The 25,161-nt window shown below is 63.3% G+C and carries 24 protein-coding genes; 9 read left to right on the top strand and 15 right to left on the bottom strand.

Features of this window, described 5'->3' with window-relative positions; translation table 11 throughout:
- Positions 1 to 144: 144 nt before the first annotated feature.
- The 9 genes from msrQ to mrcB all read right to left on the bottom strand — a co-directional run bounded on the left by msrQ (position 145) and on the right by mrcB (position 9,985).
- Entirely contained in the window at positions 145 to 777 is a 633-nt protein-coding gene (gene msrQ, locus KUO17_RS17155) for a protein-methionine-sulfoxide reductase heme-binding subunit MsrQ (RefSeq protein WP_217976721.1), read from the bottom strand.
- Entirely contained in the window at positions 777 to 1,790 is a 1,014-nt protein-coding gene (gene msrP, locus KUO17_RS17150) for a protein-methionine-sulfoxide reductase catalytic subunit MsrP (protein ID WP_217976720.1), read from the bottom strand. Before msrP ends, msrQ begins: the two co-directional genes overlap by 1 nt.
- A gap of 63 nt (positions 1,791 to 1,853) precedes the next feature.
- Entirely contained in the window at positions 1,854 to 2,714 is an 861-nt protein-coding gene (pssA, locus tag KUO17_RS17145; protein WP_163944929.1) for a CDP-diacylglycerol--serine O-phosphatidyltransferase, read from the bottom strand.
- Between the two features lie 147 nt (positions 2,715 to 2,861).
- The gene (ilvC, locus tag KUO17_RS17140; protein WP_217976719.1) at positions 2,862 to 3,878 is read right to left on the bottom strand and encodes a ketol-acid reductoisomerase; all 1,017 of its coding nucleotides are present in this window, start codon (positions 3,876 to 3,878) and stop codon (positions 2,862 to 2,864) included.
- A gap of 53 nt (positions 3,879 to 3,931) precedes the next feature.
- Positions 3,932 to 4,423 (bottom strand): acetolactate synthase small subunit, encoded by a 492-nt coding sequence (gene ilvN / locus KUO17_RS17135; protein WP_217976718.1) that lies wholly within the window; start codon positions 4,421 to 4,423, stop codon positions 3,932 to 3,934.
- 2 nt (positions 4,424 to 4,425) lie between these two features.
- The gene (locus KUO17_RS17130) at positions 4,426 to 6,150 is read right to left on the bottom strand and encodes an acetolactate synthase 3 large subunit (RefSeq protein WP_217976717.1); all 1,725 of its coding nucleotides are present in this window, start codon (positions 6,148 to 6,150) and stop codon (positions 4,426 to 4,428) included.
- Between the two features lie 422 nt (positions 6,151 to 6,572).
- Positions 6,573 to 6,905, bottom strand: a complete 333-nt coding sequence (locus KUO17_RS17125) for a YqcC family protein (RefSeq protein ID WP_217976716.1) — start codon at positions 6,903 to 6,905, stop codon at positions 6,573 to 6,575.
- Complete coding sequence (locus KUO17_RS17120) at positions 6,902 to 7,642, bottom strand: tetratricopeptide repeat protein (RefSeq protein WP_217976715.1); 741 nt, start codon at positions 7,640 to 7,642, stop codon at positions 6,902 to 6,904. The genes KUO17_RS17125 and KUO17_RS17120 overlap by 4 nt, the downstream gene beginning before the upstream one ends.
- Before the next feature lie 21 nt (positions 7,643 to 7,663).
- Positions 7,664 to 9,985 carry a penicillin-binding protein 1B gene (gene mrcB / locus KUO17_RS17115; RefSeq protein WP_217976714.1) on the bottom strand — a complete coding sequence of 774 codons (2,322 nt, stop codon included), beginning with the start codon at positions 9,983 to 9,985 and terminating at the stop codon, positions 7,664 to 7,666.
- 118 nt (positions 9,986 to 10,103) lie between these two features.
- Between mrcB and KUO17_RS17110 the strand changes: the two genes are divergently transcribed.
- The 3 genes from KUO17_RS17110 (at position 10,104) to KUO17_RS17100 (ending at position 12,555) form a co-directional block, all read left to right on the top strand.
- Positions 10,104 to 11,666, top strand: coding sequence for a bifunctional aminoglycoside phosphotransferase/ATP-binding protein (locus KUO17_RS17110; RefSeq protein ID WP_217976713.1), 1,563 nt, complete (start codon positions 10,104 to 10,106; stop codon positions 11,664 to 11,666).
- Positions 11,667 to 11,769: 103 nt separating this feature from the next.
- Complete coding sequence (locus tag KUO17_RS17105) at positions 11,770 to 12,114, top strand: pentapeptide repeat-containing protein (protein ID WP_217976712.1); 345 nt, start codon at positions 11,770 to 11,772, stop codon at positions 12,112 to 12,114.
- 168 nt (positions 12,115 to 12,282) lie between these two features.
- Positions 12,283 to 12,555, top strand: a complete 273-nt coding sequence (locus KUO17_RS17100) for a TfoX/Sxy family protein (RefSeq protein WP_217976711.1) — start codon at positions 12,283 to 12,285, stop codon at positions 12,553 to 12,555.
- A gap of 230 nt (positions 12,556 to 12,785) precedes the next feature.
- Here KUO17_RS17100 and KUO17_RS17095 read toward each other — a convergent pair whose 3' ends face one another.
- The 4 genes from KUO17_RS17095 to KUO17_RS17080 are packed head-to-tail and all read right to left on the bottom strand — an operon-like array spanning position 12,786 to position 16,393.
- On the bottom strand, positions 12,786 to 13,697 hold the full coding sequence (locus tag KUO17_RS17095) for a ChaN family lipoprotein (protein WP_217976710.1): 912 nt from the start codon (positions 13,695 to 13,697) through the stop codon (positions 12,786 to 12,788).
- 10 nt (positions 13,698 to 13,707) lie between these two features.
- A complete protein-coding gene (locus tag KUO17_RS17090; RefSeq protein ID WP_217976709.1) occupies positions 13,708 to 14,475 on the bottom strand; it encodes a heme ABC transporter ATP-binding protein in 768 nt (255 codons plus the stop codon).
- Positions 14,475 to 15,458 (bottom strand): FecCD family ABC transporter permease, encoded by a 984-nt coding sequence (locus KUO17_RS17085; protein WP_217976724.1) that lies wholly within the window; start codon positions 15,456 to 15,458, stop codon positions 14,475 to 14,477. Before KUO17_RS17085 ends, KUO17_RS17090 begins: the two co-directional genes overlap by 1 nt.
- Positions 15,459 to 15,508: 50 nt before the next feature.
- Positions 15,509 to 16,393: a heme/hemin ABC transporter substrate-binding protein gene (locus tag KUO17_RS17080; protein ID WP_217976708.1), complete on the bottom strand. Its 885-nt coding sequence runs from the start codon at positions 16,391 to 16,393 to the stop codon at positions 15,509 to 15,511.
- Positions 16,394 to 16,575: 182 nt separating this feature from the next.
- Here KUO17_RS17080 and KUO17_RS17075 point away from each other — a divergent pair, with 182 nt between their 5' ends.
- On the top strand, positions 16,576 to 16,893 hold the full coding sequence (locus tag KUO17_RS17075; RefSeq protein WP_217976707.1) for a Rieske (2Fe-2S) protein: 318 nt from the start codon (positions 16,576 to 16,578) through the stop codon (positions 16,891 to 16,893).
- Here KUO17_RS17075 and sfsA read toward each other — a convergent pair.
- Positions 16,883 to 17,596: a DNA/RNA nuclease SfsA gene (gene sfsA / locus KUO17_RS17070; protein WP_217976706.1), complete on the bottom strand. Its 714-nt coding sequence runs from the start codon at positions 17,594 to 17,596 to the stop codon at positions 16,883 to 16,885. The genes KUO17_RS17075 and sfsA overlap by 11 nt on opposite strands.
- Positions 17,596 to 18,768 carry a pyridoxal phosphate-dependent aminotransferase gene (locus KUO17_RS17065; protein WP_217976705.1) on the bottom strand — a complete coding sequence of 391 codons (1,173 nt, stop codon included), beginning with the start codon at positions 18,766 to 18,768 and terminating at the stop codon, positions 17,596 to 17,598. The genes sfsA and KUO17_RS17065 overlap by 1 nt, the downstream gene beginning before the upstream one ends.
- Before the next feature lie 210 nt (positions 18,769 to 18,978).
- On the opposite strand from KUO17_RS17065, the gene dksA reads away from it, so the two are divergent.
- From dksA to KUO17_RS17040, 5 genes are all read left to right on the top strand, one after another.
- A complete protein-coding gene (dksA, locus tag KUO17_RS17060) occupies positions 18,979 to 19,425 on the top strand; it encodes an RNA polymerase-binding protein DksA (protein ID WP_217976704.1) in 447 nt (148 codons plus the stop codon).
- A 66-nt stretch (positions 19,426 to 19,491) separates the two neighbouring features.
- The gene (gene gluQRS / locus KUO17_RS17055) at positions 19,492 to 20,376 is read left to right on the top strand and encodes a tRNA glutamyl-Q(34) synthetase GluQRS (protein WP_217976703.1); all 885 of its coding nucleotides are present in this window, start codon (positions 19,492 to 19,494) and stop codon (positions 20,374 to 20,376) included.
- A gap of 157 nt (positions 20,377 to 20,533) precedes the next feature.
- Entirely contained in the window at positions 20,534 to 20,710 is a 177-nt protein-coding gene (locus KUO17_RS17050) for a hypothetical protein (protein ID WP_003250005.1), read from the top strand.
- A complete protein-coding gene (locus KUO17_RS17045) occupies positions 20,694 to 23,648 on the top strand; it encodes a sensor histidine kinase (protein ID WP_217976702.1) in 2,955 nt (984 codons plus the stop codon). The genes KUO17_RS17050 and KUO17_RS17045 overlap by 17 nt, the downstream gene beginning before the upstream one ends.
- 22 nt (positions 23,649 to 23,670) lie before the next feature.
- Complete coding sequence (locus KUO17_RS17040) at positions 23,671 to 25,110, top strand: sigma-54-dependent transcriptional regulator (RefSeq protein WP_217976701.1); 1,440 nt, start codon at positions 23,671 to 23,673, stop codon at positions 25,108 to 25,110.
- Positions 25,111 to 25,161: the final 51 nt, after the last annotated feature.

The raw sequence follows: 25,161 nt of genomic DNA, 5'->3' as shown, positions 1-25,161 counted from the left end.
TCAACCACCTTTTTCACCGCCTCCGATCTTTCGATCGAAGCACTTCCAGCACCACCTGAAACGTCTAACTCGTTGATACTCAAGGAGTTTTTCATTCCGACTACGCTGGAAGTGGGGCGAAGTATAAAGACTTCTGAGGGGCCGTCAAGGGTTTGTTTCAACTTTTGTTACAACAGCTCGTTTGCGCCCCACCAGGCGCGGAATACGCCTGGCTACAGAGGGAACTCGCAACAACAGCAGCAATGCGCCGATACTCGCATACACGGTCCACTCCTTGAGGTCGGCACGCACGATCCACAAGAAGTGCAACAGCCCCAGCCCCAGAATGACATAGACCAGCTTGTGCAGCTTCTTCCAGCGGGCACCCAACCGACGCTGGCTATAACGGTTGGATGTAATCGCCAAGGCCAACAGCCCGATAAATGCCAATACACCCACAATGATGTAGGGGCGCTTGCGCAACTCCACGCCCAACTGCCCCCAATCCAGCCCAAGAATGAAAAACAGGTAACCACACAGGTGCAGCACCCCATACGCAAAGCACCACAACCCCAACTGCCGGCGCACCACAATCCAACCCGACCATCCTGTGAGTTTCTGCAACGGCGTCATGCACAAGGTGATTAGCAGGAACACCAACGCGCCCTGCCCCATCCGGTCCACCAGCACCTTGCCAGGGTCGGGCCCCAGCGCATCAAGCCCAGCCTGCACCAGCCAGTAGAGCGGCCAGGCACACGCCAGCACGAAGATCGCAAGACGAAACAGTGGGTAGCGCATCAGTAGTTCGTCCGCAGGTCAAGCCCGCTATATAAAGAAGCAACCTCGTCGGCGTAACCGTTGAACATCTGCGTCTCACGCACATTCGGGCTGAACAGCCCGCTGGGCAACCGACGTTCACGCGCCTGAGTCCAGCGCGGATGGTCGACCGTCGGGTTGACGTTGGCATAGAAACCGTACTCCTCCGGCGCAATGTTCTGCCAGGTGGTACGCGGCTGCTGCTCGACCAGGCTGATACGCACAATCGATTTGATGCTCTTGAAGCCGTACTTCCACGGCACCACCAACCTCAGCGGCGCGCCATTCTGATTGGGCAACTCGCGCCCATACATGCCCACCGCCAGAATCGCCAGCGGGTTCATCGCCTCATCCAGGCGCAAGCCCTCGACATACGGCCAGTCGATCAGCGCAAAACCGGAGCGCTGCCCCGGCATGTGACTGGGATCCTGCAAGGTTTCAAAACGAATGTATCTGGCCTTGGAGGTCGGCTCGACCTGCTTGAGCAACGCCGAAATCGGGAACCCCAGCCACGGAATCACCATCGACCAGGCCTCGACACAGCGCAACCGGTAGATACGCTCTTGCAGTTGATAGGGCTTCATGAAGTCTTCGAGTGCGTAGCGCCCCGGCTTGCCCACCTCGCCATCGACCACCACCGTCCAGGGCGCAGTCGGCAACGCACCGGCATGCTCGGCAGGGTCGCCCTTGTCGGTGCCGAACTCATAGAAGTTGTTGTAGTGCGTGGCATCCTTGAACGGCGTGATCGCCTCCCCCTTCACGGTGACTGCCTGCCATTGGGTGCCCTGCAACTTCTCGCTGAACCAGCCCGGCGCAGCACCGGCCTCGACATCGGCATAGCGCGAAGCCTCAGCGGCACTTGCCCAGCGCGGCACACCGCCAACCGCCAGTGCAGCCGCGGCGCCGCCCAGCAGGGTACGTCGAGTCAGGTAGAGAGATTCAGGCGTGACCTGCGATTCGTTGCAGTCAGAAGGCCGGGGCAGCTTGATAAGCATGATGACTCCGTAGAACCGGTGAGCTGATGCACCAGTAGACTACGGAGCCCGGGGGAAATTACATCACTGCTCGGTGGTTTTCTTGCGACGCGAACGCAGCAGGTACTGCACCGGCCCCGACGCGGCATACGCGAGGAAAATCAGCAGCAGGATACGTGGCGGATCGCTGAACACTACCGCGAACACCAGCACCACGGCAAGGATGGCCACGAACGGCACACGCCCCTTGAGATCCAGCTCCTTGAAGCTGTTGTACTTGATGTTGCTGACCATCAGCATGCCCGCTGCCGCCACCAGCAAGGCCACCAGGAACGACAACTTCGAGCCCTGGATGCCGTAGTCGCTGAACGCCCACACCGTACCGGCCACGACACCGGCAGCTGCCGGACTGGCCAGGCCGATGAAGTAGCGCTTGTCGGCCTTGCCGACCTGGGTGTTGAAACGCGCCAGGCGCAATGCAGCGCCCGCCACATAGATGAAGGCCACCATCCAGCCGACCTTGCCCATGTCACCCAGCGCCCAGCCGAAGGCCAGCAGCGCCGGGGCCACGCCAAACGCGACCATGTCGGACAGCGAATCGTACTCGGCACCGAAGGCGCTTTGCGTATTGGTCATGCGGGCAACACGCCCGTCCAGGCCATCAAGCACCATGGCGACGAAGATCGCGATGGCGGCGAAGGCGAAGTACTTGCTCGCCTCGCGTGGATCACCCGCACTCAAGGCGCTCTGGGCGCTCATGGAGTTGATGATCGAATAGAAACCGGCGAACAGGTTCGCAGTGGTGAACAGGTTGGGCAACAGATAGATGCCGCGATGCCGAACCTTGCGTCCTTCGGCGTCATGCCCTTCTTCAACATGCTCATCGATCGGTAGCAGGCTTTCGGCGTCAGAGGCCTTGTTCGGCTCTTCGGGACGTTCGCTCATGGACATTACCTTGCAACGGTGTGGAAAGTTTCGACAGACGTCTGCGGCGAGGGTTCGCCGGCAAACGATGAAGCTTTATACCAGAAGCTGACCGCCTAAACGAAAAAAACGCGGCCGAAGCCGCGTTTTCATCGCATCAGAGCAAGATCAGTTCTTGGCCTTGTCGACGATTTTGTTCGCGGAGATCCAAGGCATCATGGAACGCAGTTGCTCGCCGATGATTTCGATACCGTGAGCAGCGTTGTTGCGACGCTTGGCGGTCATCGAAGGATAGCCGGTGGCGCCTTCGCTGATGAACATCTTGGCGTATTCGCCGTCCTGAATGCGTTTCAGCGCGTTACGCATGGCCTGACGGGATTCGGCGTTGATGACTTCAGGGCCGGTCACGTACTCGCCGTATTCGGCGTTGTTGGAGATCGAGTAGTTCATGTTGGCGATACCGCCTTCGTACATGAGGTCAACGATCAGCTTCAGTTCGTGCAGGCACTCGAAGTAGGCCATTTCTGGCGCGTAGCCAGCTTCAACCAGGGTTTCGAAGCCGGCCTTGACCAGCTCGACAGTACCGCCGCACAGAACGGCTTGTTCGCCGAACAGGTCGGTTTCGGTCTCGTCCTTGAAGGTGGTTTCGATGATGCCGGTACGGCCGCCACCAACGCCAGCAGCGTAGGACAGGGCTACGTTCTTGGCATTGCCCGAGGCGTCCTGGTAGATAGCGATCAGGTCAGGGATACCGCCGCCTTTGACGAATTCGGAACGTACAGTGTGACCTGGCGCTTTTGGCGCGATCATGATCACGTCCAGGTCAGCGCGTGGCACGACCTGGTTGTAGTGGATGGCGAAACCGTGGGAGAAGGCCAGGGTGGCGCCCTTCTTGATGTTCGGCTCGACTTCGTTCTTGTAGAGCTGGGACTGGAACTCGTCCGGGGTCAGAATCATGACCAGGTCGGCACCGGCAACAGCGGTCGCCACGTCGGCTACTTTCAGGCCGTGGGCTTCGGCTTTGGCAACGGTGGCCGAACCTTTACGCAGACCGACAGTGACATCCACACCGGAGTCTTTCAGGTTGCACGCCTGGGCGTGACCTTGGGAGCCGTAACCGATGATGGCAACTTTCTTGCCCTGGATGATCGAAAGGTCGCAGTCTTTGTCGTAGAAAACTTTCATGAAAATACCCCTGGTTATCTCGGCCCTCTCAGGCCATTCGCTAATTCTTTGAGTTAGATGCTGAGCACTTTGTCGCCACGGGCAATGCCGGTGACGCCACTGCGCACGGTTTCGAGAATGGACGCGGTACCGATGGACTGAATGAAGCTGTCCAGCTTGTCGCTGGTGCCCGACAGTTGCACGGTGTACACGCTGCTGCTCACATCGACGATCTGCCCACGATAGATATCGGTGGTGCGTTTGATCTCGGCACGCTGTGCGCCCGTGGCCTTGATCTTGACCAGCATCAGCTCACGTTCGATGTGCGCGCTTTCCGAGAGGTCGACCAGCTTGACCACCTCTACCAGCTTGTTCAGGTTCTTGGTGATCTGCTCGATCACCTCGTCATGACCGACCGTGGTCAACGTCAGGCGCGACAGGGTCGGGTCTTCGGTCGGTGCAACGGTCAGGCTTTCGATGTTGTAGTTGCGCTGCGAGAACAGGCCGACCACACGGGACAAGGCACCCGGTTCGTTTTCCAACAGCAGGGAAATAATGTGCCGCATGATTAGGTCCGCTCCGTCTTGCTCAGCCACATATCGCGCATCGAGCCGTCTTTGATCTGCATCGGGTAGACGTGCTCGCTGTTGTCGACCTGGATGTCGATGAACACCAACCGGTCTTTCAGGGCGAAGGCTTCCTCCAGCTTGGGCTTGAGGTCCTTCAGGTCGGTGATGCGGATACCCACGTGACCATAGGCTTCGGCCAGCTTGACGAAGTCAGGCAGCGATTCCATATAGGAGTGCGAGTGACGGCTGTTGTAGGCCATGTCCTGCCACTGGCGAACCATGCCCAACACGCCGTTGTTCAGGTTGACGATCTTGACCGGCAGGTCGTACTGCAGGCAGGTCGACAGTTCCTGAATATTCATCTGGATGCTGCCCTCGCCGGTGACGCAGGCAACGTCCTGGTCCGGGAAGTTCAGCTTGACGCCCATGGCCGCCGGGAAACCGAAGCCCATGGTGCCCAGGCCGCCGGAGTTGATCCAACGGTTCGGCTTGTTGAAGCGGTAGTACTGCGCCGCGAACATCTGGTGCTGACCCACGTCGGAGGTAACGAAAGCGTCCCCCTTGGTGACTTCGCTCAGGGTCTCGATCACGGTCTGTGGCTTGATGACGCTGCCATCGCCCTTGTTGTAAGGGAACATGATGCCGTCGCCACGCCATTCGGCGATCTGCTTCCACCAGGCGTCCATCGCTGCCTGCTCCGGCTTTTCGCCGATTTCACGCAGGGTGGCGAGCATTTCGCTCAACACGCTCTCGACCGGACCGACGATAGGCACGTCGGCCTTGATGGTCTTGGAGATCGACGCGGGGTCGATATCGATGTGGATGACCTTGGCGTTCGGGCAGAACTTGGCCGGGCCGTTGACCACACGGTCGTCGAAGCGCGCACCGACAGCCAGGATCACGTCGGCATGGTGCATCGCGAGGTTGGCCGTGTAGCTGCCGTGCATGCCGAGCATGCCCAGGAACTGACGGTCTGTACCCGGGTAGCCACCCAGGCCCATCAGGGTATTGGTGACGGGCAGGTTGAGCAGTTGAGCCACTTCGGTCAATGCCGCCGCGCCGCCGCCCAGGATAACGCCACCACCGGCATAGACGATCGGGCGCTTGGCCGCCAGGAGCATTTCGGCTGCCTTGCGGATCTGCCCCGAGTGCCCGCGAACGGCCGGGCTGTAGGAGCGCAGCTTGACCTTTTTCGGGTAGACGTATTCGAACTTCTCGGCCGGGTTGGTCATGTCCTTCGGAATGTCGACAACCACCGGCCCCGGGCGACCGGACTCAGCCAGGTAGAAGGCCTTCTTCAGCACTTCCGGAATTTCCGAGGCGTGCTTGATCATGAAGCTGTGCTTCACGATCGGCCGCGAAATACCGATCATGTCGGTTTCCTGGAAGGCATCGGTACCGACCATGGTGCTGGGCACCTGACCGGAGAGGATGACCATCGGGATGGAGTCCATGTACGCCGTGGCAATACCGGTAATGGCGTTGGTGGCACCAGGACCGGAGGTGACCAGTACCACACCGGCTTTACCGGTGGCACGGGCATAACCGTCGGCCATGTGGGTTGCCGCCTGCTCGTGACGAACCAGGATATGACTTACTTGCGGTTCTTTGAACAGGGCATCGTATACATGCAGAAGAGCACCACCTGGGTACCCGTAGATGTGCTTAACGCCTTCGTCACGCAAAAAGCGGACGACCATTTCAGCGCCAGATAAAAGCTCCACGTTGTTCACCTCTAAAACGCCAGAATACCGTCCAGGCAGGACGGGTCTTAATAGGTTTACTGCCAAGCAGAGCATGAGCGACGAAATCGCCGACTACGTCAGCACTGACTGAGCAAGTATTGGGAGCGCCCCAAAGTGTTGCGGGGTTTTCCCACCCAGCGCGAGGTAACGCGTTGCGGGGTGTAACAGGTCGGCGCGGGTGTGCGCCTCATGATCTGCTTAGCGGGTCTGCTTCTGGCAGTCCCTCTAAAGCGGAAACTGGATTCTTGTGATTCTGCGCCTACAAGTCAAGAAAAATTATTGCCAATTTTTTGAAATGACTATCTGCATTCACCACTAATATCGAAGACAGCAGCAGAAAAACAAACTTCAGAAACAAAAAGAGCCACAATCTGCGGCTCCAAGGGTGAAAAAGGGGAAATTCAGGCAGAAGGACTGATCAATTGGTCGAATTCTGCTAATAGCCGGCGCAGCTCGCGACTTTCTTGCGGACGACCCACGTATACCGTTTCAGCCATCACCAGGATGCCCGAGGCGCTGGGCAGCGGCAGGCCCTTTTCCAGGATCTCGGTCATTTTCGGCAGAAATATCCACTGCAGCCACTGGTCGAAGCTCATGACGTCGACCGCGAACGGCGTGACGCTGGCCAATGCCTCGGGGCTGGGAGCCTCCTGGCTCCACCACCCCTGCTCGCGCAGCGCATGCTCGATCAGCAACAGGTGATCCGCGATATCCAGGATACGTTGCTCGATCACAGGTTGACCTGCGCTTTCTGGCGCGCCAGCGCGGCACCGGCTGCATCGCCCTGCTTGTCACGGGCCTGGGCAATGATGTCCCACAGGCCGGCTTGCAGGTCGGGGCGACCGTTGGCATAGGTCATGGCACGCCGCGCCAGTTGCTCGGACTGCGCCGCATCACCCTGTGCCAGGCGTACCTGGGCCAGGCGATAGAGTACCTGCGGCTCACGCGGTGCAATGCGCTGGGCGCGCTCCAGGCTCGACGACGCGCCATTGAGGTCACCGCCGGTCTGCTGCGACTGGGCCGTGGTCAGCAGCGCCAGCACAGGGCCATCGAGCTGCTCGTCTGCCGACAGGCCGCCGCCACTGCTGGTGTTGTTGCGCGGGATCCCGGTCGGGGCGCTGGGCGCGCTGTAGTCGCCGGTGGACGTGCCTGGGAACGGCGCCGAGTTTGCCGGGCCCGGGGTAATCGGGCCAGTGTCGATCGGCGCCGCGCCGGTGGCGGCCGGGAACGTCTGGATCGGCGCAGAACCGGCACCCTGGGGCACCATCACGGTCACGCCGGAGTCTTGCGGCATCGCCTGGGCCTGGCGCGAGCCGGTGCTGGGCGCGGTGCCAGCACGGTTGGCTGACACCCGCTCACTGTTGGAAACACGGGTGCTCGAATCCACCACAGGGATCGAGCCGCGCTGCACGCTGGCGCAACCATTAAGCAAAGCCAGTGCCGTTACGGCAGGAAACAACCACTTCTTCACGTCACATCCTCTTTGCTGAGCTTAATTCATCCAACCCTTGACCCAGTCCATCACGGACTCGTCAGGCGCCTGTTCACCCCCGCAGGCAGCGCCGGCCACTGGCTCACTGCCGCGAATATACGGCATCTGCACCGCACCCGGGCATCTGGCGTCAGAGCCCTGCCCGGTATGCGGGTCGACCCAGGCCTGCACCACATTGTCCGGTAGCGGCATGTCCAGCGGCAGCGGATCGGCCTTGCGCATGAAACTGGTCCACACCTGCAGCGCACCGGTGGCACCGGTAAATGGCGTCTTGCCATTGTCGTCGCGGCCCAGCCACACCACCGCCAGCAGATCCTGGCTGAAACCGGCAAACCAGCTGTCGCGCGAATCGTTACTGGTGCCCGTCTTGCCCGCCAGGTTCAGCGAGTTCGGCAACACACTGTAAACCGAGCGCCCGGTACCTTCACGCATGACCCGCTGCATGGCGTTCTGTACCAGATAGATGGAGCCCGGATCGAAGGTCTGCTGGATCTGGAACGGGTAGCGCTTGAGCGGCTCGCCCTCGGCCGTCAGCACGCTGCGAATGCCGCGCATCGGCGTATTGAAGCCGCCATTGGCGAGCGTCTGGTACATGGTCGCGACCTGCACCGGCGACATGCCGCCAGCGCCCAGCAGCATCGAGGGGAACGCCGGCCAGTCGACGTTCACGCCCAGGCGAGCAATGGTCTTGATCACATTCGGCACGCCGACTTCCATGCCGAGCTTGGCGGTCGACAGGTTGTAGGAGTTGGCCAGGCCCTGGTACAGGAAGATCGTGCCGTGGGCGCGGCGATCATAGTTCTGCGGCTTCCACACCTGGCCGTCGCCGCCCTTGACCGAGAACGGCTCGTCCTGCACCCAACTGGTCAGGGTGAACTGGCTCGGCTTCTCCAATGCAGTGAGGTACACCGCCGGCTTGACCAGCGAACCGATCGGCCGCACGGCGTCGATGGCGCGGTTGAAACCGGCAAAGCCGGCCTGGCGACTGCCGATCAGCGCCTGCACTTCACCGGTTTCGGGGTTGGTCACGACCATGGCAGCCTCGACCTCGTCAGCCCCCTTGCGCCCACTCAGGCGCTTGAAGGTCTCGCTCATGGCCGCTTCGGACTTCATCTGCAGGATCGGGTCGAAACTGGTGAAGATGCGCAGGCCTTCTTCGGTCAAGTCTTCGTCGCGGTAATCCTGGCGCAGCTGGCGCTTGACCAGGTCGAGGAAGCCGGGGAACGAACTGTCGGCCAGACTACCGCGCTTGGTCACGCCCAGTGGCATCTTCTTCGCCGCCTCGACCGCCTCGGGGGTAGCGACGCCTTGCTGGGCCAGCAGGTCGAGCACCAGGTTGCGCCGCACCGTCGCACGCTCCGGATAACGCCGCGGGTTGTAGTAGGACGGCCCCTTGACCATCCCCACCAGCAACGCCACCTGGTGCAGCTTGAGCTCCGACAGCGGCTGGCTGAAGAAGAACTGGCTGGCCAGGCCGAAGCCGTGCACCGCACGCTGGCCATCCTGGCCGACAAACACTTCGTTGAGGTACGCCTCGAGGATCTCGCGCTTGTCGTAGTGCAGCTCCAGCAGCAGCGCCATCATCGCTTCATTGAGCTTGCGGCTCAGGCTGCGCTCGTTGGTCAGGTAGAAATTCTTGACCAACTGCTGGGTCAGGGTACTGCCGCCCTGGCGCATCGCGCCGGAGGAGGTATTGACCCAGATGGCCCGCGCAATCGACTTGGGCGAGACGCCGAAGTGGTGATAGAAGTCGCGATCTTCCACCGCCACCAGGGTTTCGAGCAGGTAAGGCGGCACCTGGTCGAGCTTGATCAGGATGCGGTCTTCAAGATTCTTGGGGTAGATACCGCCGATCAGCAGGGGCTCCAGGCGCACCACGTCGAGCTTGGACCCGTTGCTGCCGCTCAGCCCGGCCACGTAATCGCCCGAGAAGCGCACGCGCACGCCCTGCGCCTTCTCCATGCCTTCATAGAACTGGAAGCCGCGGGTATTGAGGTCGATGGTATTGCCGTTGACCGCCGCCGCGCCGGGGCCATTGGCCGCGCTTTCGCGGCGATAGCCCAGGGCATCCAGTTCGATGAGGAAGTCCGCCTTGCTCAGCTTCTGTCCGACGAACAACTCGAGCGGGCGCGCGTAGACCTTGGCCGGAATGGTCCAGCGCTTGCCAGAGAACTTCTCCTGGACCACGGCATCGAGGTAGACGGCAAAACCTGCCAGCACCACAAGGCCGACCAGGCTGAGCTTGAGCGCCCAGCCCAGCCAGGCACGCGAGCGGCCAGCGGGGCGTTTTTTGGGGGTACGGGAAGATCGGGTACGAGTCATGGCGGCGGATTATACGCACTTTATCACTTGTCGACAGGCGCCCTGCGGCGGTTTGCAGCGGCCCCGCTTGCCGCCATAATGGCCGATTCGAATCTCCCACGACCCAGAAGGATCGCCCGTGAGCCAAGCCTTGATCGCTGCCCTGCAAAACCCGGCGCTGTTTGCGCACCCTGTGAAGCAATTCCAGGTTATCGAGACGCATATTTCCTGGGTGCTGCTCACCGGCGACTACGCCTACAAGATCAAGAAACCGATGAATTTCGGCTTCCTGGACTTCACCGAGCTGTCCAGCCGTGCCCACTTCTGCGCAGAAGAGCTGCGCCTGAACCAGCGCCTGACCGACGGCCTGTACCTGGACGTGCTGCCGATCACCGGTAGCGCAGAGGCGCCGCAACTGGGTGGCGAGGGTGCCGCCATCGAATACGCCCTGAAGATGCGCCAGTTCCCGCAGGAGCAGATGCTCAGCACGCTGCAGGCCAACGGCGAACTGACCGCCGCGCACATCGACCAGATGGCCCGCCAGATCGCCCGCTTCCACCTCGATGCACCCACGGTGGCCATCGATCACCCGCTGGGCACCCCCGACAGCGTGATGGCGCCGGTGGAGCAGAACTTCGAGCAGATCCGCCCGTTCCTCAGCGACAAGGCCGACCTGGTACAACTCGACGCACTGCAGGCCTGGGCCCGCAGCAGCTTCGATCGCCTGCACGGGCTGTTCGAGGCGCGCAAGGCACAAGGCTTCATTCGCGAATGCCACGGCGACATTCACCTGGGCAATGCCACCGTGATCGACGGCCAGGTGGTGATCTTCGACTGCATCGAGTTCAACGAGCCCTTCCGCCTGACCGATGTGTATGCCGATACCGCCTTCCTGGCCATGGACCTTGAAGACCGTGGCCTCAAGTCACTGGCACGGCGCTTCATCAGCCAGTACCTGGAAATCACCGGCGACTATGCCGGCCTCGAGCTGCTGAACTTCTACAAGGCCTACCGCGCACTGGTGCGGGCCAAGGTTGCCCTGTTCAGCATGCCGGCCGACGCCGATGGCGTGCAGCGCGCTACCACCCTGCGCCAGTACCGCAACTACGCCAACCTGGCCGAGAGCTACAGTGCGATTCCGTCGCGCTTGCTGGCGATCACCCACGGCGTGTCCGCCGTCGGCAAGAGCCACGTGGCCATGCGCATGGTCGAGGCACTGGGCGCCATTCGCCTGCGTTCGGACGTGGAGCGCAAGCGCCTGCTCGGCGAGCAGACCAGCCAGGATGCCGGCCAGTTGCAGCAAGGCATCTACACCAGTGATGCCAGTCAGAAGACCTACGCGCACCTGCACCAGTTGGCCGATGCCATCCTGCGCGCCGGATTCCCGGTGGTGATCGACGCCACCTACCTCAAGCAGGCCCAGCGCCAGGCTGCGGCCGAGGTCGCCAGCGCTACCGGTGTCCCCTTCCTGATCCTGGACTGCAACGCACCGGATGCAGTGATCGCCAACTGGCTGGCACAGCGCCAGGCTGACCAAAACGACCCTTCCGATGCCACGCTGGAGGTGGTCGCGGCGCAACAGACCGAACGCGAGCCACTGAACGCTCAAGAGCTGCTGCAGAGCAAGCGCGTGCAAACCAACGAAAGCGGCAGCCTGGACGAACTGGTCAAGCAGATCCGCCAACGCCTGCCCGGCCTGTAATCCCATCAAGCGTGAAGTAGTCCACACTTCACGCGTCTATTCCGGGCGTCTCCGTTTGATGGCACTATAATGCCACCATAAGATCAAACAAGGAGGCGCCTTCATGAACACGCCACGCCAGCTCGACAGCGCGCTATACGCTTTGGTGCACAAGGAACACATCACCGAGTTCAACCGCGAGAAGCCCACAACGGCCACCATCGATTTCAAGGACGGCGATTTTCGTGGCCTGGACCTGCGCAAGCTGGACACCCAGGGCATCGACTTCAGTGGCGCCTATTTCCGTGCAGCCGACCTGCGCGGCCTGGACCTTCGGGAAAACTGCCTGGAGGGCGCGAGCCTGGCCCATGCGCAGATCTCCGGTACCTACTTCCCGGTCGAACTGAGCGCCGACGAGATTCTGATGTCGGTGAACTTCGGCACCCGCCTGCGCTACCGTACCCGCTGAAACCCCCGCCTGCGGGCCACTGTCAGCCTTGCCTGATGGTGGCTGCAGCCCCCGCCGTTCGCCGCCCGATGGCAAAACGCCGCGTATTTTCCAACTGCCGCTACACTCCTCTTTGACCTGCCCCAGAATCAATCTCCAAGACCCGTTCAGCCGTCGCAAGGAGGCTTGATGAACGATGAGCTCCAGCATCTGAAAAACCTTGGCAAGACCTCGGCGCAGTGGCTGCATGCGGTGGGCATCCACAGCGCCTCGGATTTACGTCGCCTGGGGGCAGTGGATGCCTACCGGGCGGTACGCACCCGTGGCTTTCGTGCCTCGAAGGTGCTGCTCTACGCGATTGAAGGCGCCCTGCTGGATGTTCACTGGAACGATATCCCGCCAGAGCGCAAGGATGACCTCAACAAACAGCTCGACGCCAAGACCCCGCGCAAAAATAGTTGAGAATAAAGCGTACGAAAGGATTGACTTCGAAATGAGAATCGTTATGATTATCACAACTGGTCGCGAGACTGGTTGGATATTCTGAAAGACCTTGGTTCGGACTCTCAGATTATCTCCTCATCAGGCTAATCACGGTTATTGACCCGGCACTTTGCCGGGTCTTTTTTTGCCTGGCATTTGAGATGTGCCTGCCTCGCCGGCCAAGCAGGCGTTGCCGGTCTACGCATGGCTTACTCGCCCTTGCGCAAATCCGCACAGTAATCGCGCTTGACCAGGGCAGCCGTAAACCACACGAAATCGGCCATGCCCGGCTCAACCGCCGCCCCCACCTGAGCCAGCATCACCACCTCGGTCCCACTCGCCGCCCCAAGGTCCTCAAGATGCAGCGGCACGCCCATGTCCTTGCGCACATGATAGGCCCCTGCCAGCAACATGGCCGGCGCCGGCGCCTGCATCAGTTGCTGGGCAATGCGTCGGTCGCGCTGTTGCTGTACCGCCAGCATGGCCGGCATCTGCGATTCGGGCAGCAGCCCGCAATGCCCTTCGCGCACCTGCTCGAGCAACGCGGCCGTCACGCCCTGAGCCGTGGAGCGCGGTCCCTCCAGCGTCGGCTTCTGGCGATAGATCTCGCGCACCTCGCTTCGGTCCAGATTGGCGGCAAGCAGTGGGTAAGGTTGCGCAAGCGCATGGCGTACGATCGGGCCATACAGGTTCCAGTCCCAGCCGGCCGGCCAGCCGAGCGCCTGCTGCAGGTCCGCCGGCAACGCGGTGTGCGCCTTCACCGTATCAACCCGCCCCTGTTGCGCCGGTTCCAGCATCTCCAGCAATACGCTGCCCTGCGGCCGTCGCTGCTCCAGCGCACGCAGCAACCACAGTTGCAAGGCATGGTGATCAGGGTTGTCGTGCTGCTCGCCCACCAGCACACGCGTTGCTGCGGCCAGGCGCTCGACCAGTTGCGCCGGGCTCAGCAACTGCCCCGTACGCAGGTCTTGAATCTGTCCCAACCGGGCATCCTCGCGCCCTTGCGGGCTTTGCCAGGCCGGCAGTTCCGGCAGGGCCGGCAACTGGGCGCCGGCCTGACAGCCACACACCACCGCTGCCAGCAGCAACAGGACACTCCCCCTCAACGTACGCAACGACATAGGCAGACTCCTACCGGGCAATGATCAGCGGGTGCCCGCGCTCCGGATGCGGCTGGACCAGTACCTCCAGGCCGAATACCGCGCGCAGGGCTTCAGGCTGCAACACCTGCCGGGGTGTATCGAGGGCATGGGGGCGGCCACGCTCCAGCAGCAGGATACGATCACAATAGCGGGCCGCCAGGTTCAGGTCATGCAGGATCACCAGCACCGCCGCACCACGATCGGCGAACGCCCGCACCGCCTGCAACGTGGTGTGCTGGTGCAACGGGTCGAGCATCGAGGTGGGCTCATCGAGCAACAGCGTGCAACCCTGCTCGCCAGGCCACAACTGCGCCAGCACCCGCGCCAGATGCACCCGCTGACGCTCGCCGCCGGACAGCGCCAGATAGCTGCGCCCCACCAGGTGCGCGGCATCTGCCGCCTCCAGGGCCGCGGTCACAATCGCCTGGTCGCGCACCTGGCCGCTGCGATGGGGCAAGCGCCCCATGCCCACCACCTCTTCCACCCGAAAGGCAAACCCCAGGGTCGAGGTTTGCGGCAGTACGGCCAGACGTTGCGCGCGCTCATGGCCACTCCACTCGGCGAGCCCCCGCTCATCCAGCAGCACCTGCCCCTGATGCGCGGGCAACTCGCCGCACAAGGCGCCGAGCAGCGTGCTCTTGCCCGCACCATTGGGCCCCAGCACGCCGAGTACCTGTCCAGGCTCCACGCCCAGGGTGACCCCCTCGAGCACGCAGGTTTGCCCGCGCACCACCTGCAGATGCTCTACCCGCAACATCAGGCACGCCCTCGTACCAGTAGAAAGAGGAAGAACGGCGCGCCGATAAACGCCGTGACAATGCCGATCGGCAGCTCGGCCGGCGCCAGGGCCAGGCGCGCGATCAGGTCGGCGAACAGCAGCAGGGAAGCACCGGCCAGCAACGAGGCCGGCAGCAGCACGCGGTGATCCGGCCCGGCCAGCAACCGCACCAGATGAGGCACCACCAGGCCGATAAAGCCGATCAACCCGGCGGCCGCCACCGCCGCCCCCACACCCAGCGCCGTGCAGAACACCAGTTCGCGCTTGAGCTTCTCGACCTCGATACCCAGGTGCCGTGCCTCCGACTCGCCCAGCAGCAGGGCATTGAGCGCCTGCGCCCGGCGCGGCAGCCACAGCGCCACCACCACCGCCACCAGCAGCAGCGGCCACAGGCGCTGGTAACTGGCGCCGTTCAGGCTGCCCAGGTTCCAGAATGTCAGGGTGCGCAACGTCGCGTCATCGGCCAGGTAGGTGAACAGCCCGACCGCAGACCCTGCCAGGGCGGTCAGCGCGATCCCTGCCAGCAACATGGTCGCCACGCTGGTCTGACCGTCACGCCGTCCCAGCCGATACACCAGCGCCGTCACCCCCAGCCCGCCCAGAAACGCGCACAACGACAACAGGTAAGGCGCGAAGGCGTCAGGGATGCCGCCCATCCAGTTGCCGCCGACAATCGCAATGGCGGCGCCCAGCGCCGCACCGCTGGACACGCCCACCAACCCGGGGTCGGCCAGGGGATTGCGGAACAGGCCCTGCATGGCCACCCCGGACAATGCCAGCACCGCGCCCACCACCAACCCGAGCAGGGTTCGCGGCAGTCGGATCTGGCCAAGGATCAGTTCGGCCTGCTCCAGCCCCTGAGCGTCAATGGGTACGCCAAGCAGACGCAGACCGGCCCGCACGGTATCCAGCAACGGAAGGCTGACCGGGCCCAGCGCCAGCGACAGCCACACCGCCATCAGGCATAGCAGGCTCAAGCCGACGAACAAGGTACGCGGCTGCACCAGCCGATTCATGGCACCAACTGCGCCGTGGCCGCCGGGTAGAACGCCTGTGCCAAGGCTTGCAGGCTGGCCGGCAGACGCGGCCCGAGGCCGCCTACCAGCAAGGTCGGATCGAGTTCCACCAGGCGCTTGTCACGTGCCGCGCGCGATGCCGCCAGCGCAGGGTTTTCCTTGAGCAGGGCTTGCAGCGCCGCCTCGCCCGTCAGGCTGCGGTCGGCAAACACCAGCACCTGCGGGTTCAATGCCGCCAGCGCTTCGACCGAGAAGTTCTTGTAGCCGTCATTGTCGGCCAGGTTGCGTCCGCCGGCCTGACGGATAAGCCAGTCGCCAGCGGTGCCCTTGCCGGCAATCATCGGCTTGGCGCCACCATGCCCGACCAGCAGGATCACCCCCGGCGCCGCCTGACTGCCCTGCACCGCCTTGATCCGGGCGCTCAAGCCGTCGAGCTGCTGGCGGTAGCCGCTGAACAGTTGCTCGGCCTGCTGCGCCTGGCCCAGCAGTTGCCCCAGTTGTTTGAGGTTGCCTTCCAGCGACGGCAGGTCGGCCTTGCTCGAGAACAGCTCGACCTTCACCCCGGCGCCGCGTATCTGCGTGAGCACCGCGGGCGGGCCCATCTCCTCGGTGCCCACCAGCAGGTCCGGGCGCAGGCTGAGCACACCTTCGGCCGACAACTGGCGCTGGTAGCCGATACTGGGCAGGGCCTTGAGGCTGAGTGGGTGCTGGCTGGTGGTGTCTACGCCCACCAGGCGGGACTCTCCACCCAGCGCCACTACCCACTCGCTGACCGCGCCCCCGGCGCTGACCCAGCGCTGCGCCACAGGGTCGGCGGCCTGCAACACCGGGTGGAAAACAAGCCCGATACACAGGGCGATCAGGCTGGCAGGTCGGCGCATAACGGGTTTCCTTCAATAGAGACGGGCCGTCATCCACTGGGATAACGGTAGAGCCGGGCGCCTGCTCGCGGTATAACCTACTCGCGGTACAGACTGCGCCCAGCCGGGTCGATACAGCCAATTTGATAATTATTTGCATTTAAGCGTCAAGCCGACTCTCGTTTCCTGAAGTGATCTTAATCATGCATTTTCTTTGCTTGTCGGCTGAGCTGGCTGAAGGCCAGAGCCGTGGCTTCAGTGCACCGGGCCTGGAACTGTTCGGTGTACGCCGCCAAGGCCGCGTCTACCTTTACCGCAACCGCTGCCCGCATCGCGGCATCACGCTGAACTGGCAGCCCGATGCCTTTCTCGATCCCAGCGCCCACCTGATCGCCTGCGTGCACCACGGCGCGCTGTTCGTGCCGGAGTCCGGCGAGTGCATCACCGGGCCGTGCGAGGGAGACGCCCTGCAGGCCCTCGGCTGCCTGGAAGACAGCCGGGGCATCTGGCTCACGGCGTGAGCAGCACGGGCAGGGCGCGGTCGATGAAGATCTGCTCGGCGTCCAGTTGCACACCATAGGCCAGCACCTCCACGCCTTCGGCCGCCGCCGCCCGCAGTGCGGCGGCATACGCGCTGTCGATTTCCTCGGCCGGGCGTACGGCGTCGATACCGCTCAGGTTCACGCAGTACAGCTGTACCGCTCGCACCCCCTGGCGCACCAATGCAGACAACTCGCGCAAGTGCTTGGCGCCGCGCTGGGTCACCGCATCGGGAAACGCCGCTACACGCGTCCCGTCAAAGCCCAGGGTCACGCTCTTGACCTCGACGTAGGCGGGCCCCGCCGGAAACTCCAGGCGAAAATCGATGCGGCTGCGCTCCTCGCCGTAGGCCACCTCACGCTTGAGCGCCGTGAAACCAGCCAATTCGGTGATGTGCCCGGCACGCAGGGCCTGCTCGACGATCGCGTTGGCGCGCCCGGTGTTCACACACGCCAGCCGGCCCTGCGGCGTTTCGGCGATCTCCCAGGTGCCGGGCAGCTTGCGCCTGGGGTCGTTGGAACGGCTGAACCAGACCTTGCCGCCTTCAAGCATGCAGTTGAGCATCGAGCCGGTGTTGGGGCAATGAATGGTCATCTGCTCGCCCGTCGGCAGTTCGATGTCCGCCAGGAAGCGCTTGTAGCGTCGCAGCAGACGCCCTTCTTCAAGTTCGGGAGAAAAACGCATCAGCCTTGCCAGCTCCGCAGGCCACGGGCAATCCGCTCGACCGCCTGTTCCAGGCGCGGCAGGCTCTGGGTGTAGGCGAAACGCACATGGTGACCGGCCTGGTGACGACCGAAATCCAGGCCCGGGGTAAACGCCACATGCTCTGTTTCGAGAAAGTGCTGGCAGAAACCGAAGGCATCACCGCCGAACGCACTGATATCGGCATACAGGTAAAAGGCCCCCTGAGGCTGCACCGCAATCCCGAAACCCAGCTCGCGCAGCGCCGGCAACAGAAAGTCGCGACGACGGGCGAATTCGGCACGACGCTCTTCGAAGATCGCCAGCGTACGCGGCTCGAAACACGCCAGTGCCGCGTACTGGGCCATGCTCGGCGCGCTGATGTAGAGGTTCTGCGCCAACTTCTCCAGGTCAGCGACTGCCGCAGGGGGCGCAACCAGCCAGCCCAGACGCCAACCGGTCATGCCGAAATATTTTGAGAAACTATTAAGGACGAATGCCTCGTCATCGACTTCCAGCACGCTGGGGGCGTCCATGCCGTAGGTCAGGCCGTGGTAGATCTCGTCCAGCACTAGGTGGCCGTTGTGGGCACGGGTGGCGGCCGACAGGCTGGCCAGTTGCGCGCGGTCCAGCACCGTGCCGGTGGGGTTGGCAGGCGATGCCACCAGGGCACCCACCGTCTGGCTGTCCCAGTAGCGTTCGACCAGGTCGGCATTGAGCTGGTAGTTGGCCTCAGGCCCTACAGGGACCAGTTGTGCACCGCCTTCGACCAGGCGCAGGAAGTGCCGGTTGCACGGGTAGCCGGGATCGGCCAGCAGCCAGTGCTTGCCGGGGTCCACCAGCAGGCTGGCCGCCAGCAGCAGCGCGCCGGAGCCCCCCGGGGTGATCAGGATGCGATGCGGGTCGATACTCACCCCATAGCGCTGCGCATAGAACTGCGCAATCGCTTCGCGCAGCGCCGGCAGGCCGCGCGCGGCGGTGTAGCGGGTGTGTCCGGCGGCCAGCGCAGCCTGGCCCGCCTCGACAATCGGCGCGGCGGTGGTGAAGTCCGGCTCGCCGATTTCCAGATGGATCACGTCATGCCCGGCTGCCTGCAGTTCGTTGGCCCGTGCCAGCAGCGCCATGACATGGAAAGGTTCGATGGCGCGACTGCGCGCACTGTAGGGCTGGGCCATGGCCTTCTCTCAAATGGGTCTAGAATGATGATTCTACCCATGCAGAGGAACGAACGTGTGGGTAAAGCCGTGGTCAACCGGGAAGACAACCGGGAGTAGCGCGCCCCGATTCGATCTGGTAAGTTCGGCGGCTCGCAGTCGCAGGGCCGGCGGGCGCCGGAGATGGAGAAGCCTGCGCAATGGATTAGAAAAGTGAGAGGCGGTCTATTCATGTCCACCCAAGAAAAGCAAAAAAACGCTCAAGCCGTGAGCGACTTCACCCCCTACGCGCAAGCCAAGGGTGAGGAGTACATGAGCGACAACATGCGGGCCCACTTTGTCTCCATCCTGAACAAGTGGAAACAGGACCTGATGCAAGAGGTGGATCGCACGGTAGGGCACATGAAGGAAGAAGCGGCCAACTTTGCCGACCCCGCCGACCGTGCCAGCCAGGAAGAAGAGTTTGCGCTGGAACTGCGGGCACGTGACCGCGAACGCAAGCTGATCAAGAAGATCGACAAGACCCTGCAACTGATTCAGGACGAAGAGTACGGGTGGTGCGAGAGCTGCGGTGTGGAGATCGGCGTGAAACGCCTTGAGGCACGCCCGACTGCCGACATGTGTACAGACTGCAAGACCCTTGCGGAAATCAAGGAAAAACAGGTCGGCAAGGCCTGACCTGAACAGAACGGGGCGCTCAAGGCGCCCCGTTTCATTTATGGCTGCCGGACCTTCCTGCCTGTGATGAATACGCCTCGCTACATCGGGCGCTTCGCCCCTACCCCCAGTGGTTTCCTGCATTTCGGCTCGCTGGTCGCCGCCCTCGCCTCGTGGCTGGACGCGCGCGCCGTGGGCGGGCAATGGCTGCTGCGCATGGAAGACATCGACCCGCCGCGCGAAGCCCCCGGCGCCCAGGCCGCCATCCTGCACACCCTGGAAAGCTACGGCCTGCAGTGGGACGGCGCAGTGGTGTACCAGAGCCAACGTCACGAGGCCTACGCCGCCGTGGTGCAGCGCCTGTTCCAGCAGGGGCTGGCCTACGCCTGCAGCTGCTCGCGCAAACAGCTCGAGGGGTATCACGGCATTTATCCGGGGCTGTGCCGCAACCTGGGCCACGCTCAGAAAGACGCCGCCATTCGCGTGCGCGTGCCGGAGGTGAGCTACCACTTTGTCGACCGCCTGCAGGGCCGCTTCGAGCAGCATCTGGGCCGCGAGGTGGGCGACGTCGTGATTCAACGCCGCGACGGGCTGTTTGCCTATCAGTTGGCGGTGGTGCTGGACGATGCCTGGCAGGGTGTGACCGATATCGTGCGCGGCGCCGACCTGCTCGACAATACCCCGCGCCAGCTGTACCTGCAGGAGTTGCTGGGCCTGTCACAGCCGCGCTACCTGCACGTGCCGCTGATTACCCAGCCCGACGGGCACAAGCTGGGCAAGTCGTACCGCTCGGCGCCACTGCCGCCGGAGCAGGCCACGCCGTTGCTGCTGCGCGCGCTGCGTGCGCTGGGCCAACCGGTCGAGGCGGCCATGGCGCTGGGCACACCGGGCGAAGTGCTGGCGCATGCCGCCCGGCACTGGAACCCCGACGCCTTGCCGCGACGCCTGAGCATTCCCGAAGCCGACCTGTAGCAGCCGCCTCCACAGGCAGCACAAAGCCCAATGAATTCAAATCCTTGGGCAATCTCACGAAGGTCGTTTGCAGGCACCGGCCCTTCCGTTACCATCGACGCCAAAGTGCGCCAATAATAAGCCCAGGCACGCCGCTGCGACATCCAACGAGGTCCGCATGTACATCTATCGTCTGGTCCTGCTTCTGGTAGTGGGGATCTACCTGTTCTCCCCGGCCATCATGGACTGGTGGATCGAACCGACCGGTGCCTGGTACCGCCCCTACCTGCTGTGGCTGATCCTGATCGTCGTGACCTTTATCCTGCAGAGCCAACGTGATGCCGATGAGCTTTAGCCTGACCCAGATGATCCTGATCAGCGCCGCCTACCTGCTGGTGCTGTTCGGCGTGGCCTGGATCAGCGAGCGCGGCATGATCCCGCGCGCGATCATCCGCCACCCCCTGACCTACACCTTGTCGCTGGGCGTGTACGCCAGCGCATGGGCCTTCTATGGCACGGTGGGCCTGGCCTACCAGTACGGCTATGGCTTCCTGGCCTGTTACCTGGGGGTGTCAGGGGCGTTCCTGCTGGCGCCGGTGCTGCTCTACCCGATCCTCAAGATCACCCGCACCTACCAGCTCTCGTCGCTGGCCGACCTGATCGCATTCCGCTTTCGCAGCACCTGGGCCGGCGCCCTGACCACCATCTTCATGCTGATCGGGGTGCTGCCGCTGCTGGCGCTGCAGATCCAGGCCGTGGCCGACTCGATCAGCATCCTCACCGGCGAGCCGGTGAAAAGCCGCGTGGCCCTGGCGTTCTGCGCGATGATCACGCTGTTCACCATCTTCTTCGGCTCGCGCCATATCGCCACCCGTGAAAAACACGAAGGCCTGGTGTTCGCGATTGCCTTCGAGTCGGTGGTCAAGCTGCTGGCGCTGGGCGGTATCGGGCTGTACGCGCTGTACGGCGTGTTCGGCGGGCCGCACGAGCTGGAAGTCTGGCTGCTGCAGAACCAGACCGCCCTCGCCGCGCTGCACACGCCGCTGCAGGAAGGCCCCTGGCGCACCCTGCTGCTGGTGTTCTTCGCCTCGGCGATCGTGATGCCGCACATGTACCACATGGCCTTCACCGAGAACCTCAACCCGCGCTCGCTGGTCAGCGCCAGCTGGGGCCTGCCGCTGTTCCTGCTGCTGATGAGCCTGGCGGTGCCGCTGATCCTGTGGGCCGGGCTCAAGCTGGGCGCCAGCACCAGCCCCGAGTTCTTCACCCTGGGCCTGGGCATTGCCGCCAACAACAAGTCATTGGCGCTGCTGGCGTACGTGGGCGGGCTGTCGGCCTCCAGCGGCCTGATCATCGTCACCACCCTGGCGCTGTCGGGCATGGCCCTCAACCACCTGGTGCTGCCGCTGTACCAGCCTCCGGCCGAAGGCAACATTTACCGCTGGCTGAAATGGACCCGCCGCGCGCTGATCGTGGCGATCATTGCCGCCGGCTTCGGCTTCTATCTGCTGCTGGGCGCCCAGCAGGACCTGGCCAACCTGGGCATCGTCGCCTTCGTTGCTACCTTGCAGTTCCTGCCCGGGGTACTGTCGGTACTGTACTGGCCGACCGCCAACCGGCGCGGTTTCATCGCCGGGCTGCTGGCGGGGATCTTCGTGTGGATGGTGACCATGCTGTTGCCGCTGGTGGGCAACCTGCAGGGCTTCTACATTCCGCTGCTGAACATGATCTATGTGCTCGACGACACCAGCTGGCACATGGCGGCGATCGCCTCGCTGGCGGCCAACGTGTTGCTGTTCACGCTGATCTCGCTGTTCAGCAATGCCAGCGCCGAAGAAGTCGCCGCCGCCGAAGCCTGCGCGGTGGATAACGTACGCCGCCCGCAACGGCGTGAACTGCATGCCGCCTCGCCGCAGGAGTTCGCCACCCAGCTGGCCAAGCCGCTGGGGGCCAAGGCCGCGCAAAAAGAAGTGGAGCAGGCCCTGCGTGACCTCTACCTGCCCTTCGACGAGCGCCGCCCTTATGCGCTGCGACGCCTGCGTGACAGGATCGAGGCCAACCTTTCCGGCCTGATGGGCCCAAGCGTTGCGCAAGACATGGTCGAGACCTTCCTGCCCTACAAGTCCGGCAGCGAAAACTATGTCACCGAAGACATCCACTTCATCGAAAGCCGCCTGGAAGACTACCACTCACGCCTCACCGGCCTTGCCGCCGAGCTCGACGCCCTGCGCCGCTACCACCGCCAGACCCTGCAGGAGCTGCCCATGGGCGTCTGCTCGCTGGCCAAGGATCAGGAGATCCTGATGTGGAACAAGGCCATGGAAGAACTCACCGGCATCCCCGCCAAGCGCGTGGTGGGCTCGCGCCTGACCACCATCGGCGAACCGTGGCGCGGCCTGTTGCTGGGCTTCATCCATGTGCCCGACGAACACCTGCACAAGCAGCGCCTGGGGCTCGATGGCCAGACGCGCTGGCTCAACCTGCACAAGGCCGCCATCGACGAGCCGCTGGCACCGGGCAACAGCGGCCTGGTGCTACTGGTCGAGGACCTCACCGAGACCCAGATGCTCGAAGACAAGCTGGTGCATTCCGAGCGCCTGGCCAGCATTGGCCGGCTGGCCGCCGGGGTGGCTCACGAGATCGGCAACCCGGTCACCGGCATCGCCTGCCTGGCGCAGAACCTGCGCGAAGAGCGCGAGGACGATGGCGAAATCACCGAGCTGAGCAGCCAGATCCTCGAACAGACCAAACGCATTTCACGCATCGTGCAGTCGCTGATGAGCTTCGCCCACGCCGGCAGCCATCAGCACAGCGACGAGCCGGTGTGCCTGGCCGAGGTGGCGCAGGATGCCATCGGTCTGCTGGCCTTGAACCGGCGCAATTTCGAAGTACAGTTCTTCAACCTGTGCGACCCGGACCACTGGGTCGAGGGTGACCCGCAACGCCTGGCGCAGGTGCTGATCAACCTGCTGTCCAACGCCCGCGATGCGTCCCCGGCCGGCAGTGCGGTGCGGGTCAAGAGCGAAGCCAGCGAACATACCGTCGACCTGATCGTCGAAGACGAAGGCAGCGGCATCCCGAAGAACATCATGGACCGCCTGTTCGAACCGTTCTTCACCACCAAGGATCCGGGCGAAGGCACCGGGCTGGGGCTCGCTCTGGTCTATTCCATCGTGGAAGAGCATTATGGACAGATCACCATCGACAGCCCGGCCGATACCCAAAGCCAGCGTGGCACCCGGATCCGAGTGACCCTGCCGCGTCATGTCGTAGCGACGTCCGCTGTGAACTGAGACCGTCGAGAGAATTGAATCAATGCCGCATATTCTGATCGTCGAAGACGAAACCATCATCCGCTCGGCGTTGCGCCGATTGCTGGAACGCAACCAGTACCAGGTCAGCGAGGCCGGCTCGGTACAGGAAGCCCAGGAGCGTTTCAGCATTGCGACCTTCGACCTGATTGTCAGCGACCTGCGCCTGCCCGGCGCACCGGGTACCGAACTGATCAAGTTGGGCCAGGGCACGCCCGTACTGATCATGACCAGCTACGCCAGCCTGCGCTCGGCCGTCGACTCGATGAAGATGGGCGCGGTGGACTACATCGCCAAACCCTTCGACCACGACGAAATGCTGCAGGCCGTCGCGCGCATCCTGCGCGATCGCCAGAACGCCCCTGCCGCGCCGGTCGAACGCAGCAACGGCAAGCCCAGCGCCCCGGCCGACAAGCCAGGCGCCAGCAATGCCAACGGCGAGATCGGCATCATTGGCTCGTGCCCACCGATGCAGGACCTGTACAGCAAGATCCGCAAGGTCGCGCCCACCGACTCCAATGTGCTGATCCAGGGTGAGTCGGGCACCGGCAAAGAACTGGTGGCCCGCGCCCTGCACAACCTGTCGCGGCGGGCCAAGGCACCGATGATTTCGGTCAACTGCGCCGCGATCCCGGAGAGCCTGATCGAGTCCGAACTGTTCGGCCACGAGAAAGGCGCATTCACCGGCGCCAGCGCCGGGCGTGCAGGGCTGGTCGAAGCCGCCGACGGTGGCACGCTGTTCCTCGACGAAATCGGTGAACTGCCGCTCGAAGCCCAGGCCCGCCTGCTGCGTGTACTGCAGGAAGGCGAGATTCGCCGCGTTGGCTCGGTGCAGTCGCAAAAGGTCGATGTGCGCCTGATTGCCGCCACCCACCGTGACCTGAAGAACCTGGCCAAGGTTGGCCAGTTTCGTGAAGACCTGTATTACCGCCTGCACGTGATCGCACTGAAACTGCCGGCCTTGCGCGAACGTGGCGCCGACGTCAACGAGATCGCCACAGCGTTCCTGGCCCGCCAGAGCGCGCGCATCGGCCGCAACGACCTGAAGTTCGCCCACGACGCCGAACAGGCCATCCGGCATTACGCCTGGCCAGGCAACGTGCGCGAGCTGGAGAACGCGGTGGAGCGTGCGGTGATCCTGTGCGAGAGCCCGGAAATCTCCGCCGACCTGCTGGGCATCGACATCGAGCTGGCCGACCTGGAAGACGACGACGTGTTCGCCGGCCTGCCCTCCAGCAATGGGGCCGGTAGCAACACCAGCCACGAACCCACCGAGGACCTGTCCCTGGAGGACTACTTCCAGCACTTCGTGCTCGAGCATCAGGACCACATGACCGAGACCGAGCTGGCACGCAAGCTGGGCGTAAGCCGCAAGTGCCTGTGGGAACGCCGCCAGCGCCTGGGTATCCCGCGGCGCAAAAGCGGGGCCACCAACGAGAGCTGATCCCTTTCAGCGGTGTGGGGTGTTACCTGCGGGTAACACCATAGCGTGTGA

This window comes from Pseudomonas aegrilactucae, assembly GCF_019168305.1.
Classification (GTDB): Bacteria; Pseudomonadota; Gammaproteobacteria; order Pseudomonadales; family Pseudomonadaceae; genus Aquipseudomonas; species Aquipseudomonas aegrilactucae.
This window is presented reverse-complemented; position numbering and strand designations above follow the sequence as displayed.

Coding starts and splice junctions, on each gene's coding strand:
- msrQ (WP_217976721.1), bottom strand. CDS start 777: ATGCGCTACCCACTGTTTCGTCTTGCGATCTTCGTGCTGGCGTGTGCC.
- msrP (WP_217976720.1), bottom strand. CDS start 1,790: ATGCTTATCAAGCTGCCCCGGCCTTCTGACTGCAACGAATCGCAGGTC.
- pssA (WP_163944929.1), bottom strand. CDS start 2,714: ATGAGCGAACGTCCCGAAGAGCCGAACAAGGCCTCTGACGCCGAAAGC.
- ilvC (WP_217976719.1), bottom strand. CDS start 3,878: ATGAAAGTTTTCTACGACAAAGACTGCGACCTTTCGATCATCCAGGGC.
- ilvN (WP_217976718.1), bottom strand. CDS start 4,423: ATGCGGCACATTATTTCCCTGCTGTTGGAAAACGAACCGGGTGCCTTG.
- mrcB (WP_217976714.1), bottom strand. CDS start 9,985: ATGACTCGTACCCGATCTTCCCGTACCCCCAAAAAACGCCCCGCTGGC.
- KUO17_RS17105 (WP_217976712.1), top strand. CDS start 11,770: ATGAACACGCCACGCCAGCTCGACAGCGCGCTATACGCTTTGGTGCAC.
- KUO17_RS17100 (WP_217976711.1), top strand. CDS start 12,283: ATGAACGATGAGCTCCAGCATCTGAAAAACCTTGGCAAGACCTCGGCG.
- KUO17_RS17095 (WP_217976710.1), bottom strand. CDS start 13,697: ATGTCGTTGCGTACGTTGAGGGGGAGTGTCCTGTTGCTGCTGGCAGCG.
- KUO17_RS17090 (WP_217976709.1), bottom strand. CDS start 14,475: ATGTTGCGGGTAGAGCATCTGCAGGTGGTGCGCGGGCAAACCTGCGTG.
- KUO17_RS17080 (WP_217976708.1), bottom strand. CDS start 16,393: ATGCGCCGACCTGCCAGCCTGATCGCCCTGTGTATCGGGCTTGTTTTC.
- KUO17_RS17075 (WP_217976707.1), top strand. CDS start 16,576: ATGCATTTTCTTTGCTTGTCGGCTGAGCTGGCTGAAGGCCAGAGCCGT.
- sfsA (WP_217976706.1), bottom strand. CDS start 17,596: ATGCGTTTTTCTCCCGAACTTGAAGAAGGGCGTCTGCTGCGACGCTAC.
- KUO17_RS17065 (WP_217976705.1), bottom strand. CDS start 18,768: ATGGCCCAGCCCTACAGTGCGCGCAGTCGCGCCATCGAACCTTTCCAT.
- dksA (WP_217976704.1), top strand. CDS start 18,979: ATGTCCACCCAAGAAAAGCAAAAAAACGCTCAAGCCGTGAGCGACTTC.
- gluQRS (WP_217976703.1), top strand. CDS start 19,492: ATGAATACGCCTCGCTACATCGGGCGCTTCGCCCCTACCCCCAGTGGT.
- KUO17_RS17050 (WP_003250005.1), top strand. CDS start 20,534: ATGTACATCTATCGTCTGGTCCTGCTTCTGGTAGTGGGGATCTACCTG.
- KUO17_RS17045 (WP_217976702.1), top strand. CDS start 20,694: ATGCCGATGAGCTTTAGCCTGACCCAGATGATCCTGATCAGCGCCGCC.
- KUO17_RS17040 (WP_217976701.1), top strand. CDS start 23,671: ATGCCGCATATTCTGATCGTCGAAGACGAAACCATCATCCGCTCGGCG.